Origin of the sequence: Bordetella genomosp. 8 (genome assembly GCF_002119685.1) — a bacterium.
Taxonomy (GTDB): domain Bacteria; phylum Pseudomonadota; class Gammaproteobacteria; order Burkholderiales; family Burkholderiaceae_B; genus Bordetella_C.
In genome coordinates, this window is sequence record NZ_CP021108.1 from 6,072,082 (window position 1) to 6,086,855 (window position 14,774).

The 14,774-nt window shown below is 63.7% G+C and carries 23 protein-coding genes; 1 reads left to right on the forward strand and 22 read right to left on the reverse strand.

Going from position 1 to position 14,774, the window contains the following annotated elements; translation table 11 throughout:
- Positions 1-6: 6 nt before the first annotated feature.
- The 22 genes from dsbD to CAL12_RS27585 form a co-directional block, all read right to left on the reverse strand.
- A complete protein-coding gene (gene dsbD, locus CAL12_RS27480) occupies positions 7-2,058 on the reverse strand; it encodes a protein-disulfide reductase DsbD (RefSeq protein ID WP_086067508.1) in 2,052 nt (683 codons plus the stop codon).
- 11 nt (positions 2,059-2,069) lie between these two features.
- The gene (cutA, locus tag CAL12_RS27485) at positions 2,070-2,417 is read right to left on the reverse strand and encodes a divalent-cation tolerance protein CutA (RefSeq protein ID WP_086067509.1); all 348 of its coding nucleotides are present in this window, start codon (positions 2,415-2,417) and stop codon (positions 2,070-2,072) included.
- Between the two features lie 71 nt (positions 2,418-2,488).
- Positions 2,489-2,881 (reverse strand): 50S ribosomal protein L17, encoded by a 393-nt coding sequence (rplQ, locus tag CAL12_RS27490; protein WP_086067510.1) that lies wholly within the window; start codon positions 2,879-2,881, stop codon positions 2,489-2,491.
- Positions 2,882-3,155: 274 nt separating this feature from the next.
- The gene (locus CAL12_RS27495) at positions 3,156-4,142 is read right to left on the reverse strand and encodes a DNA-directed RNA polymerase subunit alpha (protein ID WP_086067511.1); all 987 of its coding nucleotides are present in this window, start codon (positions 4,140-4,142) and stop codon (positions 3,156-3,158) included.
- Positions 4,143-4,296: 154 nt separating this feature from the next.
- Positions 4,297-4,920 (reverse strand): 30S ribosomal protein S4, encoded by a 624-nt coding sequence (gene rpsD, locus CAL12_RS27500; RefSeq protein WP_086067512.1) that lies wholly within the window; start codon positions 4,918-4,920, stop codon positions 4,297-4,299.
- An 11-nt stretch (positions 4,921-4,931) separates the two neighbouring features.
- Complete coding sequence (gene rpsK / locus CAL12_RS27505; RefSeq protein WP_086067513.1) at positions 4,932-5,333, reverse strand: 30S ribosomal protein S11; 402 nt, start codon at positions 5,331-5,333, stop codon at positions 4,932-4,934.
- A gap of 15 nt (positions 5,334-5,348) precedes the next feature.
- The gene (rpsM, locus tag CAL12_RS27510; RefSeq protein WP_066357338.1) at positions 5,349-5,714 is read right to left on the reverse strand and encodes a 30S ribosomal protein S13; all 366 of its coding nucleotides are present in this window, start codon (positions 5,712-5,714) and stop codon (positions 5,349-5,351) included.
- Positions 5,715-5,753: 39 nt separating this feature from the next.
- Positions 5,754-5,867 (reverse strand): 50S ribosomal protein L36, encoded by a 114-nt coding sequence (gene rpmJ / locus CAL12_RS27515; RefSeq protein ID WP_066357345.1) that lies wholly within the window; start codon positions 5,865-5,867, stop codon positions 5,754-5,756.
- A 34-nt stretch (positions 5,868-5,901) separates the two neighbouring features.
- Entirely contained in the window at positions 5,902-6,120 is a 219-nt protein-coding gene (infA, locus tag CAL12_RS27520; protein ID WP_086067514.1) for a translation initiation factor IF-1, read from the reverse strand.
- A gap of 8 nt (positions 6,121-6,128) precedes the next feature.
- A complete protein-coding gene (gene secY, locus CAL12_RS27525; RefSeq protein WP_086067515.1) occupies positions 6,129-7,460 on the reverse strand; it encodes a preprotein translocase subunit SecY in 1,332 nt (443 codons plus the stop codon).
- Between the two features lie 10 nt (positions 7,461-7,470).
- Positions 7,471-7,911, reverse strand: a complete 441-nt coding sequence (rplO, locus tag CAL12_RS27530) for a 50S ribosomal protein L15 (RefSeq protein WP_086067516.1) — start codon at positions 7,909-7,911, stop codon at positions 7,471-7,473.
- Positions 7,912-7,920: 9 nt separating this feature from the next.
- Positions 7,921-8,106, reverse strand: coding sequence for a 50S ribosomal protein L30 (rpmD, locus tag CAL12_RS27535; protein ID WP_066357352.1), 186 nt, complete (start codon positions 8,104-8,106; stop codon positions 7,921-7,923).
- Between the two features lie 3 nt (positions 8,107-8,109).
- Positions 8,110-8,631: a 30S ribosomal protein S5 gene (gene rpsE / locus CAL12_RS27540; RefSeq protein ID WP_066641764.1), complete on the reverse strand. Its 522-nt coding sequence runs from the start codon at positions 8,629-8,631 to the stop codon at positions 8,110-8,112.
- Positions 8,632-8,646: 15 nt separating this feature from the next.
- On the reverse strand, positions 8,647-9,012 hold the full coding sequence (gene rplR, locus CAL12_RS27545; protein ID WP_086067517.1) for a 50S ribosomal protein L18: 366 nt from the start codon (positions 9,010-9,012) through the stop codon (positions 8,647-8,649).
- A 21-nt stretch (positions 9,013-9,033) separates the two neighbouring features.
- The gene (rplF, locus tag CAL12_RS27550) at positions 9,034-9,567 is read right to left on the reverse strand and encodes a 50S ribosomal protein L6 (protein ID WP_086067518.1); all 534 of its coding nucleotides are present in this window, start codon (positions 9,565-9,567) and stop codon (positions 9,034-9,036) included.
- A 10-nt stretch (positions 9,568-9,577) separates the two neighbouring features.
- Positions 9,578-9,973: a 30S ribosomal protein S8 gene (gene rpsH / locus CAL12_RS27555; RefSeq protein WP_086067519.1), complete on the reverse strand. Its 396-nt coding sequence runs from the start codon at positions 9,971-9,973 to the stop codon at positions 9,578-9,580.
- A 10-nt stretch (positions 9,974-9,983) separates the two neighbouring features.
- Positions 9,984-10,289: a 30S ribosomal protein S14 gene (gene rpsN, locus CAL12_RS27560; RefSeq protein ID WP_086067520.1), complete on the reverse strand. Its 306-nt coding sequence runs from the start codon at positions 10,287-10,289 to the stop codon at positions 9,984-9,986.
- Between the two features lie 11 nt (positions 10,290-10,300).
- Complete coding sequence (gene rplE, locus CAL12_RS27565; RefSeq protein ID WP_086067521.1) at positions 10,301-10,840, reverse strand: 50S ribosomal protein L5; 540 nt, start codon at positions 10,838-10,840, stop codon at positions 10,301-10,303.
- A 12-nt stretch (positions 10,841-10,852) separates the two neighbouring features.
- Complete coding sequence (gene rplX / locus CAL12_RS27570) at positions 10,853-11,173, reverse strand: 50S ribosomal protein L24 (RefSeq protein ID WP_066357369.1); 321 nt, start codon at positions 11,171-11,173, stop codon at positions 10,853-10,855.
- A gap of 10 nt (positions 11,174-11,183) precedes the next feature.
- Positions 11,184-11,561 carry a 50S ribosomal protein L14 gene (rplN, locus tag CAL12_RS27575; protein WP_066357374.1) on the reverse strand — a complete coding sequence of 126 codons (378 nt, stop codon included), beginning with the start codon at positions 11,559-11,561 and terminating at the stop codon, positions 11,184-11,186.
- A 361-nt stretch (positions 11,562-11,922) separates the two neighbouring features.
- Positions 11,923-12,675 (reverse strand): aspartyl/asparaginyl beta-hydroxylase domain-containing protein, encoded by a 753-nt coding sequence (locus tag CAL12_RS27580; RefSeq protein WP_232464647.1) that lies wholly within the window; start codon positions 12,673-12,675, stop codon positions 11,923-11,925.
- Between the two features lie 38 nt (positions 12,676-12,713).
- Positions 12,714-13,634 (reverse strand): LysR family transcriptional regulator, encoded by a 921-nt coding sequence (locus CAL12_RS27585; RefSeq protein ID WP_086067523.1) that lies wholly within the window; start codon positions 13,632-13,634, stop codon positions 12,714-12,716.
- A 102-nt stretch (positions 13,635-13,736) separates the two neighbouring features.
- Between CAL12_RS27585 and CAL12_RS27590 the strand changes: the two genes are divergently transcribed.
- Positions 13,737-14,762: a Bug family tripartite tricarboxylate transporter substrate binding protein gene (locus tag CAL12_RS27590; RefSeq protein WP_086067524.1), complete on the forward strand. Its 1,026-nt coding sequence runs from the start codon at positions 13,737-13,739 to the stop codon at positions 14,760-14,762.
- The last annotated feature ends 12 nt before the right edge of the window (positions 14,763-14,774 follow it).

Here is a 14,774-nt window from a genome sequence, read left to right on the forward strand (position 1 = left end):
ACGCGATCAACGAGCCGCGACCCGGTCCAGCGATTCCGTGAACCGGGCGGCGTCCTGGAAGCCTATCACCCGGATATCGGCCAGCTCCCGGCCGGCCGCATCGAAGAACATGATGCCCGGCGGCCCGAACAGCTTGAAGCGCTTCAGCAACGCGCGGTCGTCGGCATTATTGGCCGTCACATCCGCGCGCAGCAGCAACATTCCCGCCATGCGGGTCGCCACCGCCGGGTCGCTGAAGGTGAACTGCTCCATTTCGCGGCAGGACACGCACCAGTCCGCATAGAAATCCAGCATCACCGGCCGTCCGGCGCCGGCAACCGCGGCGTCGAGCTCGGCCAGCGAACGGACCGGCACGAAATGCAGGTTCTCGCCAGCCAGGGCATCTGGCCGGGCACGGGCCGCACTGCCTTGGCCTGCCGCCGCACCGGCGCCGCCAGCCGCCAGGTGGGCCAGCGGGCGCAGTACATCGCGCCCGCCGCTGGCGGCGCCCACCAGCATCACGACCGCCAGCAAGGCCAGCATCAGGCCCGCGCCCTTCGCGAACATGCGTCCCGTCCCGCCGGCAGCCGGCAGCGGCTCGAAAGCGCGCAGCATCACGGCGCCGACCAGCCCCAGCAGCGCCCAGCCGACCATCTGCAGCCACACCGGCAGCAGCGGGATCAGCATCCACCACGCGGTACCCAACAGCAGCATGCCGAAGAAGCGCTTGACGCCGTCCATCCATGCGCCAGCCCTGGGCAGCAGGCTGCCCGCCGAGCCGCCGACGACCAGCAAGGGCACGCCCATGCCCCAGGCCATGGCGAACAGGGCCGCGGCGCCCAGGCCGACGTCGCCGGTCTGCGAGATGTAGAGCAGCGCTCCCGCCAGGGGCGCGGCCACGCAGGGCCCGACGATCAGGGCCGACACCGCTCCCATTACGAACGCGCCTGTGCCGCGGCCGCCCGGCACGCGGGTCAGCCAATTGTTCAGCCCGGTCTGCATGCCCCCGGGCACCTGCAGGGTGAACACATCGAACATGGCCAGTGCCAGCACCGCCAACAGCGCCGCGAACAGGCCCAATATCCATGGCGTCTGCAGCCAGGCCGCCAGCCCGATACCGCTCAGCCCGGCAGCCACCCCCAGCGCGGTGTAGACCAGCGACATCCCCAGCACATAGGCGGCCGCCAGGGCCAACCCGCGGCCTCGCGTCGGCGTATGCTGCCGGCCGGCGCCCATGACCACGGACGACAGGATCGGAATCATGGGCAGCACGCAGGGCGTCAGGGAAAGCAGCACGCCAAGCAGAAAGAAAACACCGGCGGTCTTCAACAGGCCAAGGTCCGCGATGGCGCCCGCGAGCCCGACGTCATCGGTCCGCGCCAGCGCCGCCAGGCCGCCGCCCGCGTCCGTGCCAGCGGCGGGCTTGCCATCCTGGCCCGCTGATACGGCACCCGCCAGGACGCCGCCCAGGGACGGCGCCGTGGAAAACGCCGCGCCGGCCGCCGCGGCACCGGGCTCCGCCGTGCCTACCGCCGTGCCTACCGCCGTGATCCGATAACCGCCCTGCACCGGCTGCAGCGACACGGTATGCGTCATCGGTGGATAACACACGCCCTTATCGGCACAGCCCTGTCCGGTGACGTTCAGGGTGAACGCCCCGCCCCCAGGCTGCAGCGGCACCCGTATCGACAAGGGCTGGTGATAGACCTCCATATTCTTGTCGAAGGTCGGGTCGTATTTCACTTCGCCGGCCGGGAACACCGGCTCGCCCAGCGTCGCCGCGCCAGCGGGCGCCACGTCGAAGGCGAAGCGCTCACGGTACATGTAGTAGCCCTTGGCCACCTTGTAGTCGATGCGCAGCGCGGTCGGGCCGTCCATGACGGCGGCGAAGGGAAAGGCCTGTTCCGGCGCCAGGAAATCATCCGCGGCGCGCGCCGCCGGCATGGCCAGCGCCAGCCAGGCGAACAGGGCGACCAGCGCCAGTATCGCGCGCAGCACCCGCGGCAGTACCCCCGTTCGGTTCGATACGCCCGGGGCCGTCAGCGACGCTGCAGCGAATTCAGCCTGCGATGTCGGCATTTCGTATCCACTCAACCGGCCGCGGCATCTTCACGCGGCGTGGTCTGCGCGCGTACCCAGTCGCGATAAGGCGCGGCACTGGCCACCACGGGGATGGCGACGATTTCCGGAACCTCATAGGGATGCATACGGGCGATGGCCTGCATCAGCGCATCGAGCCGTCCTGCGGTGGTCTTGAACGTCATGGGCACCTCCTCCGCGCCTTCCACTACGCCTTGCCATGTGTAGATGGACAGCATGGGCGCGCCCAGGTTCACGCAGGCGGCCAGGCCTTCCTCCACCACCACATGGGCGATCCGCTTGGCCAGCAGGAGGTCGGGGGCGTTGCTGATCACCAGCACGAGGTCTTGGTCGTTCATTGTCGCCTCCATCTTCAAAAACAAAAAGCGAGCCCAGGGGCTCGCTTTCCGCCGATGAAATACCGCTGATGTTACTCAGCGCTGCCTTCTTCGGTTTCCGCGACTTCCGGACGGTCGACCAGTTCCATGAAAGCCATGGGAGCATTGTCGCCCTGGCGGAAGCCCATCTTCAGCACGCGGGTATAGCCGCCGTTGCGGGACGCGTAGCGCGGACCGATTTCGGCGAACAGCTTGACCACGGCATCGCGATCGCGCAGGCGGGCGAAGGCCAGCCGCTTGTTCGCCAACGTGGGCTCCTTGCCCAGCGTGATCAGGGGTTCGATGACCCGGCGCAGTTCTTTCGCCTTGGGCAGCGTGGTCTTGATCGCTTCGTGGGTGATCAACGAAACGGCCATGTTGCGGAACATGGCAAGACGGTGACTGCTGGTGCGGTTGAGCTTGCGCAAACCATTACCGTGACGCATGACAACTTCCTTTTGAATCTAATGACAGCCTTGCGGCCGCCGGGTTATCCGAATCTTCTATCGGCAAGCAAATGCCGCGGTCCGGTAGAGAGAAAACAAACACAAAAACCAGTTCTCGCCCCATCCGGGACGCCGCGGATCCGGGTTTCCCGGTCCGCCAGCGTCGCCCCCTGGAGGGGGAAGCGCGTCAGCGCTTCGGGGGTGGGCCTTCCTCCCGGTCCGCCGGCGTCGCCCCCTTGAGGGGGAAGCGCGCAGCGCTTCGGGGGTGGGACCCCTACGGACGCTCGAGACCCAGGGGAGGCCAGTTTTCCAGCTTCATGCCCAGGGTCAGGCCGCGTGCGGCCAGCACTTCCTTGATTTCGTTCAGGGACTTGCGGCCCAGGTTCGGCGTCTTCAGCAGCTCGTTTTCCGTGCGCTGGATCAGGTCGCCGATGTAGTAGATGTTTTCGGCCTTCAGGCAGTTCGCCGAACGCACCGTCAGCTCCAGGTCGTCGACCGGGCGCAGCAGCACCGGGTCGATCTGCGGCGTGCCGCGGACCGGGGCTTCGTACGAGTCGCCCGCGCCTTCCAGCGCCGCGAACACCGAGATCTGGTCCATCAGGATACGAGCCGCCTGGCGCACCGCTTCCTCGGGTGAAATCACGCCGTTGGTTTCGATGTCCAGCACCAGCTTGTCCAGGTCGGTACGCTGTTCGACACGCGCGCTTTCCACGGCATAGCTGACGCGACGCACCGGGCTGAACGAGGCGTCCAGGACGATACGGCCGATGGTGTGCGTACGGTCTTCCGACAGCGCCCGCACGTTGCCCGGCACATAGCCGCGGCCCTTCTCGACCTTGACCTGCATTTCGATCTTGCCAGCTTCGGTCAGGTGGCACAGCACGTGGTTCGGGTTGACGATCTCGACGTCGTGCGGCAGTTCGATGTCGCTGGCCAGCACCGGGCCTTCGCCCTGCTTGCGCAGCACCAGGGTGACTTCGTCGCGATTGTGCAGCTTGAAGACCACGCCCTTCAGGTTCAGCAGGATGTCCACGACATCTTCGCGCACGCCGGCGATGGTCGAGTATTCGTGCACGACGCCGGTCATCTGGACTTCCGTCGGCGCATAGCCCGTCATCGACGACAGCAGGATGCGACGCAGGGCGTTACCCAGCGTATGACCGTAACCGCGCTCGAAGGGCTCCATGACGATCTTGGCATGGTGCGTCCCGACGGGCTCGACTTCGATGGAGCGCGGTTTCAAAAAACCTTGAGTGGACATTTACTCGTTTCCTTTTCAATACCCTCGGCTCGTTACACCGATAAGGCTGATGGAAGTACAAAAACTCGCAAACCCGCAACGCCCTGACAGGGCATTTGCGGGTTGGCAAGCGGCAAAAATGTGTCGCAGCGCCGCGTTGCGGCGGCGCTTGGCATCAACGCGAATACAGTTCGACGACCATCGATTCGTTGACGTCGCGAGCAACGTCAGCGCGGTCCGGCGCCTGCTTGAAGACACCCGACATCTTGCTGGTGTCGACGTCGACCCACTGGGGCAGGCCGATGCTGGTGGCCAGATCCAGGGATTCGCGAATACGGCCTTGCTTCTTGGCCTTTTCACGCACGGAGATCACGTCACCGGCCTTGACCAGCATCGAAGCGATGTCGGCGGTATGGCCGTTCAGTTCGATGGCGCGGTGGCTGACCAGTTGGCGCGCTTCGGCGCGCGTGGAGCCGAAGCCCATGCGATAGACGACGTTGTCCAGGCGCGATTCCAGCAGCTGGATCAGCTTCTCGCCGGTGTTGCCGCGCACGCGGTCGGCTTCCTGGAAATACTTGCGGAACTGCTTTTCCAGCACGCCGTACATACGCTTCAGCTTCTGCTTTTCACGCAGCTGCAGGCCATAGTCGGAGGTACGGGCACCCGAAGTGCGGCCATGCTGACCGGGCTTGGAATCAAGCTTGCACTTGGAATCCAGCGAACGGCGGGCGCTCTTCAGGAACAGGTCGGTGCCCTCGCGCCGCGAGAGCTTGCATTTGGGTCCAATATAACGAGCCATTAGGATTCCCCTTAAATACGACGACGCTTCGGCGGACGGCAGCCGTTGTGCGGAACGGGCGTGATATCGGCGATGCTCGAGATCTTGATGCCCAATGCGTTCAGCGCACGAACCGACGACTCACGACCGGGGCCAGGCCCCTTGATGCGGACTTCCAGCGTCTTGATGCCGTATTCCAGAGCCACGCGGCCAGCCGTTTCGGCGGCAACCTGAGCCGCGAACGGCGTCGACTTGCGCGAACCCTTGAAGCCGGCGCCACCCGAGGTCGCCCAGGACAAGGCATTGCCCTGGCGATCGGTGATGGTGATGATGGTGTTGTTGAAGGACGCGTGGACGTGCGCAATGCCGTCCGAAACGTTCTTCTTGATCTTTTTGCGCACGCGCGAGGCGCCGCTGGTGGAAGCTTTCGCCATAATCCTGTTCCTCGATTATTTCTTCAGGGACGCCGCAGCACGACGCGGACCCTTGCGGGTACGGGCGTTGGTGCGGGTGCGCTGGCCGCGCACGGGCAAACCGCGCTTATGACGCATGCCACGATAGGTGCCCAGGTCGATCAGACGCTTGATCGACAGTTGCACTTCGCGGCGCAGATCGCCTTCGACGGTAAACACACCGACGTGTTCGCGGATACGCTCCAGCTCGGCGTCGGTAAGATCCTTGACCTTCTTGGTCGTGGGCACATTAGCAGCTTCGCAAATCTTGCGGGCGCGCGTACGACCAATGCCAAAAATGGCGGTCAGGCCGATCTCGGCGTGCTGATGCGGCGGAATGTTGATGCCAGCAATACGGGCCATGACTGTTCCTTGAATATTCTATGCGTGGAGGCCGAGCGATCAGCCCTGACGCTGCTTGTGCCGCGGGTCGGTGCAGATGACACGCACCACGCCGTGACGTTTGATGATCTTGCAGTTGCGGCAGATCCGCTTAACCGATGCCAATACTTTCATGGGTGACTCCCTGTTATTCCGTAAACCCGTCCGCCTACTTCGCGCGGAACACGATCCTGGCCCTCGTCAGGTCATAGGGCGTGAGCTCCACTGTGACCTTGTCGCCCGGCAGGATCCGGATGTAATGCATACGCATCTTGCCGGAAATATGGCCCAGCACCACATGGCCGTTTTCGAGCTTGACGCGGAATGTCGCGTTGGGGAGGTTCTCCAGAACCTCGCCCTGCATCTGTATGACGTCGTCCTTTGCCATTCTCTTCGCTAACGCATCGGCAGGTTCGAATTCGAGCCCTTGAAGTTTGCCTTCTTGAGCAATGAATCGTACTGGTGGGACATCATGTAGGCCTGAACCTGAGCCATGAAATCCATCGTCACCACGACAATAATCAACAGCGAGGTGCCGCCGAAGTAGAACGGCACATTCCAACGCATGACCAGAAATTCGGGGAACAGGCACACCACGGTGATGTACAAAGCTCCCGCCAGCGTCAGGCGCATCAATATCTTGTCGATATAGCGCGCGGTCTGTTCGCCGGGACGGATACCAGGGACGAAGGCTCCGCTTTTCTTCAGGTTGTCTGCAGTTTCGCGGCTGTTGAACACCAGGGCCGTATAGAAAAAGCAGAAGAAAATGATCGCGGCCGAATACAGCGTGATGTACAGCGGCTGACGCGGCGACAACGCGGCGGCCAGGTCACCCAGCCAACGCATGTGCTGGCTGCTGGAGAACCAGCTGGTGATGGTCGCCGGGAACAGGATGATCGACGAAGCGAAGATCGGCGGAATCACGCCCGCCATGTTCAGCTTCAGCGGCAGGTGCGAGCTCTGGCCGCCGTAGATCTTGTTCCCGACCTGGCGCTTGGCGTAGTTCACCGTGATCTTGCGCTGGCCGCGTTCCACGAACACCACGAAGGCCGTCACCACGATCACCAGGGCGACGATGAACAGCGCCGACAGCACCGACATCGAATTCGTCCGCACCAGGTCCAGCAAGCCGGCCAGCGCGTTCGGCAACCCCGCCACGATACCGGCGAAGATCAGGATGGAAATCCCGTTCCCCAGCCCGCGCTCGGTGATCTGCTCGCCCAGCCACATGATGAACATGGTGCCGGTCAGCAGGGTGACCACCGTCGTGAAGCGGAACAGCATGCCGGGATCCGTCACCAGACCAGGCTGCGACTCCAGCGCCACCGAAATACCCACCGCCTGCACCAGCGCCAGCACGACCGTGCCGTAACGCGTGTACTGCGTGATCTTGCGACGACCTGCCTCGCCTTCCTTCTTCAGCGCTTCCAGCGATGGGACGACCACCGACATCAGCTGCATGATGATGGATGCCGAGATGTACGGCATGATCCCCAGCGCGAAGATGGAGAACCGCGACAGTGCTCCGCCGGAGAACATGTTGAACAGGCCCAGGATCCCGCCCTGGTTCTGCCGGAACAGATCAGCCAGCGCGTCCGGGTTGATGCCCGGAACGGGGATGTGGGTGCCCAGGCGATAGACCACCAGTGCGAGCACGAGGAATACGAAACGGCGCTTCAGATCGCCGTATCGCGGTCCGGTCTTGCCCAGTGCCTGTGCGTTAGCCACTGATCACCTCTCAGGCGAGCGAGCCGCCCGCGGCTTCGATGGCGGCGCGAGCGCCGGCCGTCGCGGTAATGCCTTTCAGCACGACCTTGCGCGACAGTTCGCCAGACTTGATGACCTTGGCATAACGGACCTGCTGGCCAACCACGCCAGCCTGCTTCAGCACCTGGACGTCGATTTCGTCGACGGGCACCTTCTGCAGGTCGGACAGGCGGACCTCGGCGTACAGGTGCTGACCCAGGGGCGTGAAGCCACGCTTGGGCAGGCGACGCTGCAGCGGCATCTGGCCGCCTTCGAAACCGACCTTGTGGAAGCCGCCCGAACGCGATTTCTGACCTTTGTGGCCACGGCCGGCCGTCTTGCCCAGGCCGGAACCGATGCCACGGCCGACACGGCGCTTGGCATGCTTGGAGCCCTCGGCGGGCTTCAGCGTGTTGAGTTGAATTTCAGACATCGCGATTCCTTAGACTTCCGTGACGGTGACCAGGTAATCCACAGTACGGATCATCCCGCGCACCTCGGGCGTATCTTGCAGGACGCGCGAGCTATTGATACGACGCAGGCCCAGGCCGCGCACGGTGTCGCGGTGGGATTGCTTGGTACCGATAACCGAGCGCACCAGGGTGACTTTGATCTGCTTCTGAGCCATGACTTACCCCAGGATCTCTTCGACGGTCTTGCCACGCTTGGCGGCAACTTCCGACGGCGTCATGGAAGCGCGCAGGCCATTCAGCGTGGCGCGAACCATGTTGTAAGGATTGCTGGAACCCAGGCTCTTGGCCACGATGTTGCGCACGCCCATCACTTCGAAGATCGCGCGCATCGGGCCGCCGGCGATCACGCCGGTACCTTCGGGAGCCGGAGAAATCAGCACGGTGGAGGCGCCATGCTTGCCGACCACGGTGTGGTACAGGGTGCCGTTCTTCAGGGCGACCTTGAACAGGCCGCGACGGGCCTGTTCCATCGCCTTCTGGACGGACACCGGCACTTCACGCGCCTTGCCCTTGCCCATGCCGATGCGGCCATCGCCGTCACCGACCACGGTCAGCGCGGCGAAGCTCATCGTGCGACCGCCCTTGACCACTTTGCTGACGCGGTTCACCGCGATCATCTTTTCGCGCAGGCCGTCGTCGTTCTCTTTTTCCACGGCGCCTTTGCCTTGTGGTTTAGCCATTTGACTGATCCTCGCTTAGAACTTGAGGCCGGCTTCACGCGCGGCATCGGCCAGCGCCTTCACGCGGCCATGGTAACGGAAGCCCGAGCGATCGAAGGCGACCAGCTCGATGCCGGCGGCCTTGGCTTTCTCGGCCACGCGCTTGCCCACCAGTTCGGCGGCGGCCTTGTTGCCGCCACGTCCGGTCTGGCCGGCGAGCTGGTTGCGCACTTCGGCTTCCAACGTGGAAGCGCTGACCAGCACGCGGTCGCCTTCCGGCGAAATGATGTTCGCGTAGATGTGCAGGTTCGAGCGGAAGATCGACAGGCGATGAACGCGCAGTTCGGTGATCTTCCGGCGGGTCGGAACCGCACGACGCAAACGGGAGGTTTTCTTGTCCATGATTCGTCCTTGCGTGCGCCGTTACTTCTTCTTGGTTTCTTTGATGATGACGCGCTCATCCGCATAACGCACACCCTTGCCCTTGTAGGGCTCGGGCTTGCGATAGGCGCGGATCTTCGCGGCCTGCTGGCCCACTTCCTGCAGATTGGCGCCCGCGACGATGATTTCCGTCGGCGTGGGGCACTTCGCGGAGACACCCTTGGGCAGCTTGTGCTCGATGTCGTGGGAGAAACCAAGTTGCAGCTTGACGACGTCGCCTTGCACTTGAGCGCGGTAACCCACGCCAACCAGGTTCAGCTTGCGCTCGAAACCCTTGCTGACGCCGGTAACCATATTGGCGACCAGAGCGCGCACCGTGCCGGACATGGCGTTGGCATGGCGACCGTCGTTCGCGGCGACGAAGGTCAGCTTGCCTTCATCCAGCTTGACGACGACGTCGCCCGTCAGCGCTTGTTCCAGCGTGCCCAGCGGGCCCTTGACGGTGATCTGGTCTTCCTTCAACGTCACTTCGACGTTCTTCGGCACTTCGACCGGGTATTTGGCTATACGTGACATGCGAGTCTCCTTAAGCCACGTAGCACAGGACTTCGCCGCCCACGCCATTGGCGCGAGCCTTGCGGTCGGTCATGACGCCACGCGAGGTCGACACGATGGCAACGCCCAGGCCGTTCATGACCTCGGGGATGTTGCTGCGGCCCTTGTAGATACGCAGGCCGGGGCGCGAGACGCGTTCGATGCGCTCGATGACCGGGCGGCCAGCGTAGTACTTCAGGGCGATCTCGAGCTCAGGCTTGGCCTGGTTGCCCTTGACCTCGAAACCATCGATGTAGCCTTCGTCCTTCAAGACGGCAGCGATAGCGGCCTTCAGCTTGGACGACGGCATGGTCACCGTGACTTTGTCAACTTGCTGCGCATTGCGAATGCGGGTCAGCATATCGGCGATCGGATCGCTCATGCTCATATTCGTTCTCCTACCAGCTGGCCTTGGTGATGCCGGGGATTTCACCCTTCATCGCCATTTCGCGAAGTTTGTGGCGCGTCAGGCCGAACTTGCTGAACACGCTACGCGCACGTCCCGTCACCACGCAGCGGTTGCGCTGGCGGGTCGGGTTGGCGTTGCGCGGCAGCTGTTGCAGCTTGAGCCGAGCTTGGTAACGTTCTTCGTCGGTCTTCGACTGATCGTCGATGATCGCCTTCAGTGCGGCGCGCTTGGCGGCGAATTTGTCAGCCAGCTTGGCACGCTTGATATCGCGATTGATGAGTGAGAGTTTGGCCACGTCATCGTCCCTTAATTACGAAACGGGAAGCTGAACGCCGTCAACAGCGCCTTGGCTTCTTCGTCGGTCTTGGCAGTGGTCGTGATGCTGATGTTCAGCCCACGCAACGCGTCGATCTTGTCGTACTCGATCTCGGGGAAAATGATCTGCTCTTTCACCCCGATGTTGTAGTTGCCGCGGCCGTCGAAAGCACGGCCGGACACGCCACGGAAGTCACGCACCCGCGGGAAGGCCACGGTCACCAGGCGATCCAGGAAGTCGTACATCCGTTCGCCGCGCAGGGTAACCATGCAGCCGATCGGATAGTCTTCGCGGATCTTGAAGCCGGCGATAGCCTTGCGGGTCTTGGTGATCACGGGCTTCTGGCCGGCGATCTTGGTCAGGTCCGAAACGGCGTGCTCGATCACTTTCTTGTCGGCAACGGCTTCGGACACGCCCATGTTCAGCGTGATCTTGGTGATGCGCGGCACTTGCATCGCGCTCTTGTAGCCGAACTTTTCCTTCAGCTCACCAGCGATCTTGTCGCGGTACAGGTCTTGCATACGAGTCATGTCTTACGCTCCTTACGCCTTGGCGCCGACTTCGGCACCATTGGAACGGAAGATGCGGACCCGGCGGCCGTCGACTTCCTTGACGCCCACGCGGTCGCCCTTGCCCGTAGCCGGGTTGAACAGCGCGACGTTGGAAATATGGATAGGCATCGACTTTTCGACGATGCCGCCCGGGTTGTTGGCCATGGGATTCGGCTTGGTGTGCTTCTTGACGACGTTCACGCCTTCGACCAGCACGTAATCGGCATTCACGACCTGCAGCACGGTGCCGCGACGCTTCCTGTCACGACCGGTCAGGACGATGACTTCGTCACCTTTGCGGATATTGTTCATCGCTGGCTCCTTACAGCACTTCGGCCGCGAGCGACACGATCTTCATGAACTGCTCGGTACGCAGCTCACGGGTCACGGGTCCGAAAATGCGGGTGCCGATCGGTTCTTTCTTGGCGTTCAGCAGAACGGCCGCATTGCCGTTGACGCCGGGAAAGCGGATCAGCGAACCGTCCTTGCGGCGCACGCCGCTGGCGGTACGCACGACGACGGCGTTGTAGATTTCGCCCTTCTTGACGCGACCGCGCGGGGCGGCGTCGATGACGCTGACTTTGATGATGTCGCCGATACCGGCATAACGGCGCTTGGAGCCGCCGAGCACCTTGATGCAACGCACGCGGCGCGCACCAGTGTTGTCGGCCACGTCCAGCGTGGTCTGCATTTGGATCATGATTTTTCCTGTTCCCAACTTAACGGAAAGTGCTGCTGCCGCTCCCGTGGCGCCGGCCGGTATCCATACTGGCCGCCGTCAGATCGCGGGCAAAACCGCCTTTTCCGTCAGTTTTGGTCCCGTAAGGGTTTAGTCCCATAAGGGTTGATAACCCCGGTCCGCCCTGCCGAGCCTGCCGGCCTGCCCAATTCTGGACCTGCCCGTATTGCCCGTACCTGACTAACCAGGGTTGGTATCCTGCGGATTCCCCGACCGACTCCGTTGCCCGTGACTATGACCATGACTACGCCCAGCCTATTGCGACACGGATTCTGCGGGAAAGCTAACCATTCTAGCCTGATTCACGCCCAGTACGCAAGCGTTATCCCTTATCCCCGCCGTAGTAGTCTTTTTCCCACAGATCGTGGTTGGCCTTGCCCTGGCGGATCTCGCTGGTCATGGGCGCCAGCGCCAGGATCAGCAGGTTGATCCAGCGCATGGGCAGCCGGCAGGGCCGCTCGAAATCGACGAAGAGGACCACGCGCACCCCATCGGTGTCGTTATGGACCTCGTGGGGGTACAGATCGTCGAAAACGACCGCTTCGCCTTCCTTCCAGACATAGCGTTGCCCGTTTACCTCGATCCAGCAGCGCTCGCGCGGCTCCGGAACCACCAGGCCGAGGTGCAGCCGCAGCACCCCGTTATAGGGGCCGCGGTGCAAGGGGATGCGCTTGCCGGGCTCCAGGATGGAGAAGAAGGCGGTGCGTATGCCCGGAATGCGCTCCAGGGCGCGGGTGGTGGCGGGACACCGCGCCATATTGCGCGCCGAAGACAGGCCATATGCCATGAAGACGAAGGTCTTCCACTGGTCGTCGGTGGTGATGGTCGCCACGTCGGGCGACAGCTCATGGAAAGCCGGCAACCGCTCCCGGTCGGCCAGGACGTCCATCAGTTCCGCACGGATGGCCGGGGCCTGGGACTCCAGCTCCGTTATCCATGGAAACTGCGCATTGTCGAAAATGGGATGGTCGCCGACCAGGGATGCCTTGGCGATGCCGTTGTGCAGCCAGTCGATCAGCGCGAAGAAGGAACGCGATAACAGCGTGGGGGAGGATGCGGGCGCTGACGGATTCAAGGCATCAATGATGAGGACGGCACGAAGGGTTCCTTATATCAGGAGGCCGGGGCGGTAAACAAGCCGTCGAAGGCCTCCGTCATCAGCTGCACCGCCCTGCGCGCGGCGGCGGTCAGCGGACGGTCGCGACGAACGCATAGCTGCACCTCCGCGCGCAGTGCCCCGGCGCGCGAGATGGCCACGGCCTTCAGCAGCCCGAGCTGGCAATCGTATTGCGCCGACAGGTGCGGCAGGACAGACACCGCGGCGCCCCGACGCACGATGCTGCGGATCATGGCGATGGAGTTCGCCGTGAGCAGGCATGGCGCTTCCGCGCCCGCCTGCTTCAGGTAGCGGTCGAACAGCTGGCGCAGGCTATAGCTGGCATCCGGCATCGCCAGCTTGTGGCGCAGCAGTTCGGCAACGGAAATCGATCGCCGGCGCGCCAGCGCATGGGTGGGGCTGACGACCGCCACCAGCGGCTCGACGCCGCTGGCGATCACCTCGATTTCACGGCGTGGCGGCGCCTTGAACATCAGCGCGACATCGCAACGGCCGGCCGCGACGGCCTCGGCGGCCCTGTCGGTGCTCGAAACCACCACGTTGAATTCGATGCCGGGGTGTTGCGCGTGATACCGCGCGATCACCGCGGGCAGCCACGTGTCGATGGCGCCTTCCAGGCAGTGGATGACCACTTCGCCGCGCCGCAGCCCCTCCAGGTCGCCGATCAGCGTCTGCACGCGCGACAGATTGCCGTATATCGCTTCCATTTCGGCCGCCAGCAACTGTCCGGATGCGGTCAGGACGACGCCGGTGGGCCGGCGCTCGAACAGCACCGTACCCAGCCGGTGCTCCAGCTTGGCGATTTGCCGGCTGATGGCCGACGGGGTGACATGCAGCCGTGCGGAAGCCAGGCGTATGGAGCCTGTCGCCGCGGCTACCGAGAAGTACCGCAGCGCGGTCAGATCGAGGTGTTGCATTTCGCGCAAGGCCTTGTAGTTGAATAAACGCTACGCCTCCCCTGTATTTCCGCCGCATAGTCTGGTCACCGCTACGACGGTACATACAACAAGGGGAATGTAATGAACAGCGCTTTGAAATACCAGCCCGCGCGACCGCTCGCGCGCGGCTTCCTGCGGCATGCCGTGCTTGCGTCGGCTCTGTTGTGCGCCGCCCTGCCCGCACTTTCCGCCCAGGCGGCGGAGCCTGCCTATCCATCCCGACCCGTGAAGATCATCGTCGGATTTCCGCCCGGCGGCGCCGGCGACCTCATGGCGCGGCTGGTGGCGGAACGCCTGGGCCGCTCCTTGCAGCAGACCTTCGTGGTGGAAAACCGTGCCGGCGCCGGCAGCACCATAGGCGCGGGACTGGTGGCGCGCGCGGATCCGGACGGCTACACCCTGCTGCTCGGCGTAACGGCCAGCCAGACGATCGCGCCGTCGATCTATTCGAACCTGTCCTACGACAGCGCCAAGGCCTTCGCGCCGGTGGCCATGCTCGCCACCATCCCGGTCGCGCTCGTCGTCAACCCGGATGTGCCGGCGCATACGCCGAAAGAGCTGGTCCAGGTCGCGCGCCGGGCCAACCCGCCCCTGAGTTTCGCGTCCAGCGGCATCGGCGCGATCCCTCATCTCACTGCCGAGATCTTCCAGCAGGCCCAGGGCGTGAAGATGCTGCACGTACCCTTCAAGGGAGCCTCGCCGGCGATGACCGAGTTGCTGGCGGGACGGGTGCAGCTCATGTTCGACCACCTGCCATCGGTCCTGCCGTCGATCCGCGCCGGCAAGCTGCGGGTGCTGGGAATCGCGGGCGCCAAGCGCGCCGAGGCCTTGCCTGACGTGCCGACGCTGGGCGAAAGCGGCGTCGAAGGCGTGGAGGTGCGTTCCTGGTTCGGCCTGCTCGCGCCAGCCGGCACGCCCGAACCCATCATCGACAAGCTCAACGCGGAGATCGTCAAGGCCTTCGCCACGCCCGAGGCCCGGACGGCGCTGGCCAATATGGGCGCGGAGCCCCAGGTCACCACGCCCCAGGCCTTCGCGGAAATCATCCGGGCCGACACCGCGCAGTGGGCCGCCATCATCAAGAAGAACGGCATCAAGGCCGAATAGACAGTCCCCGAT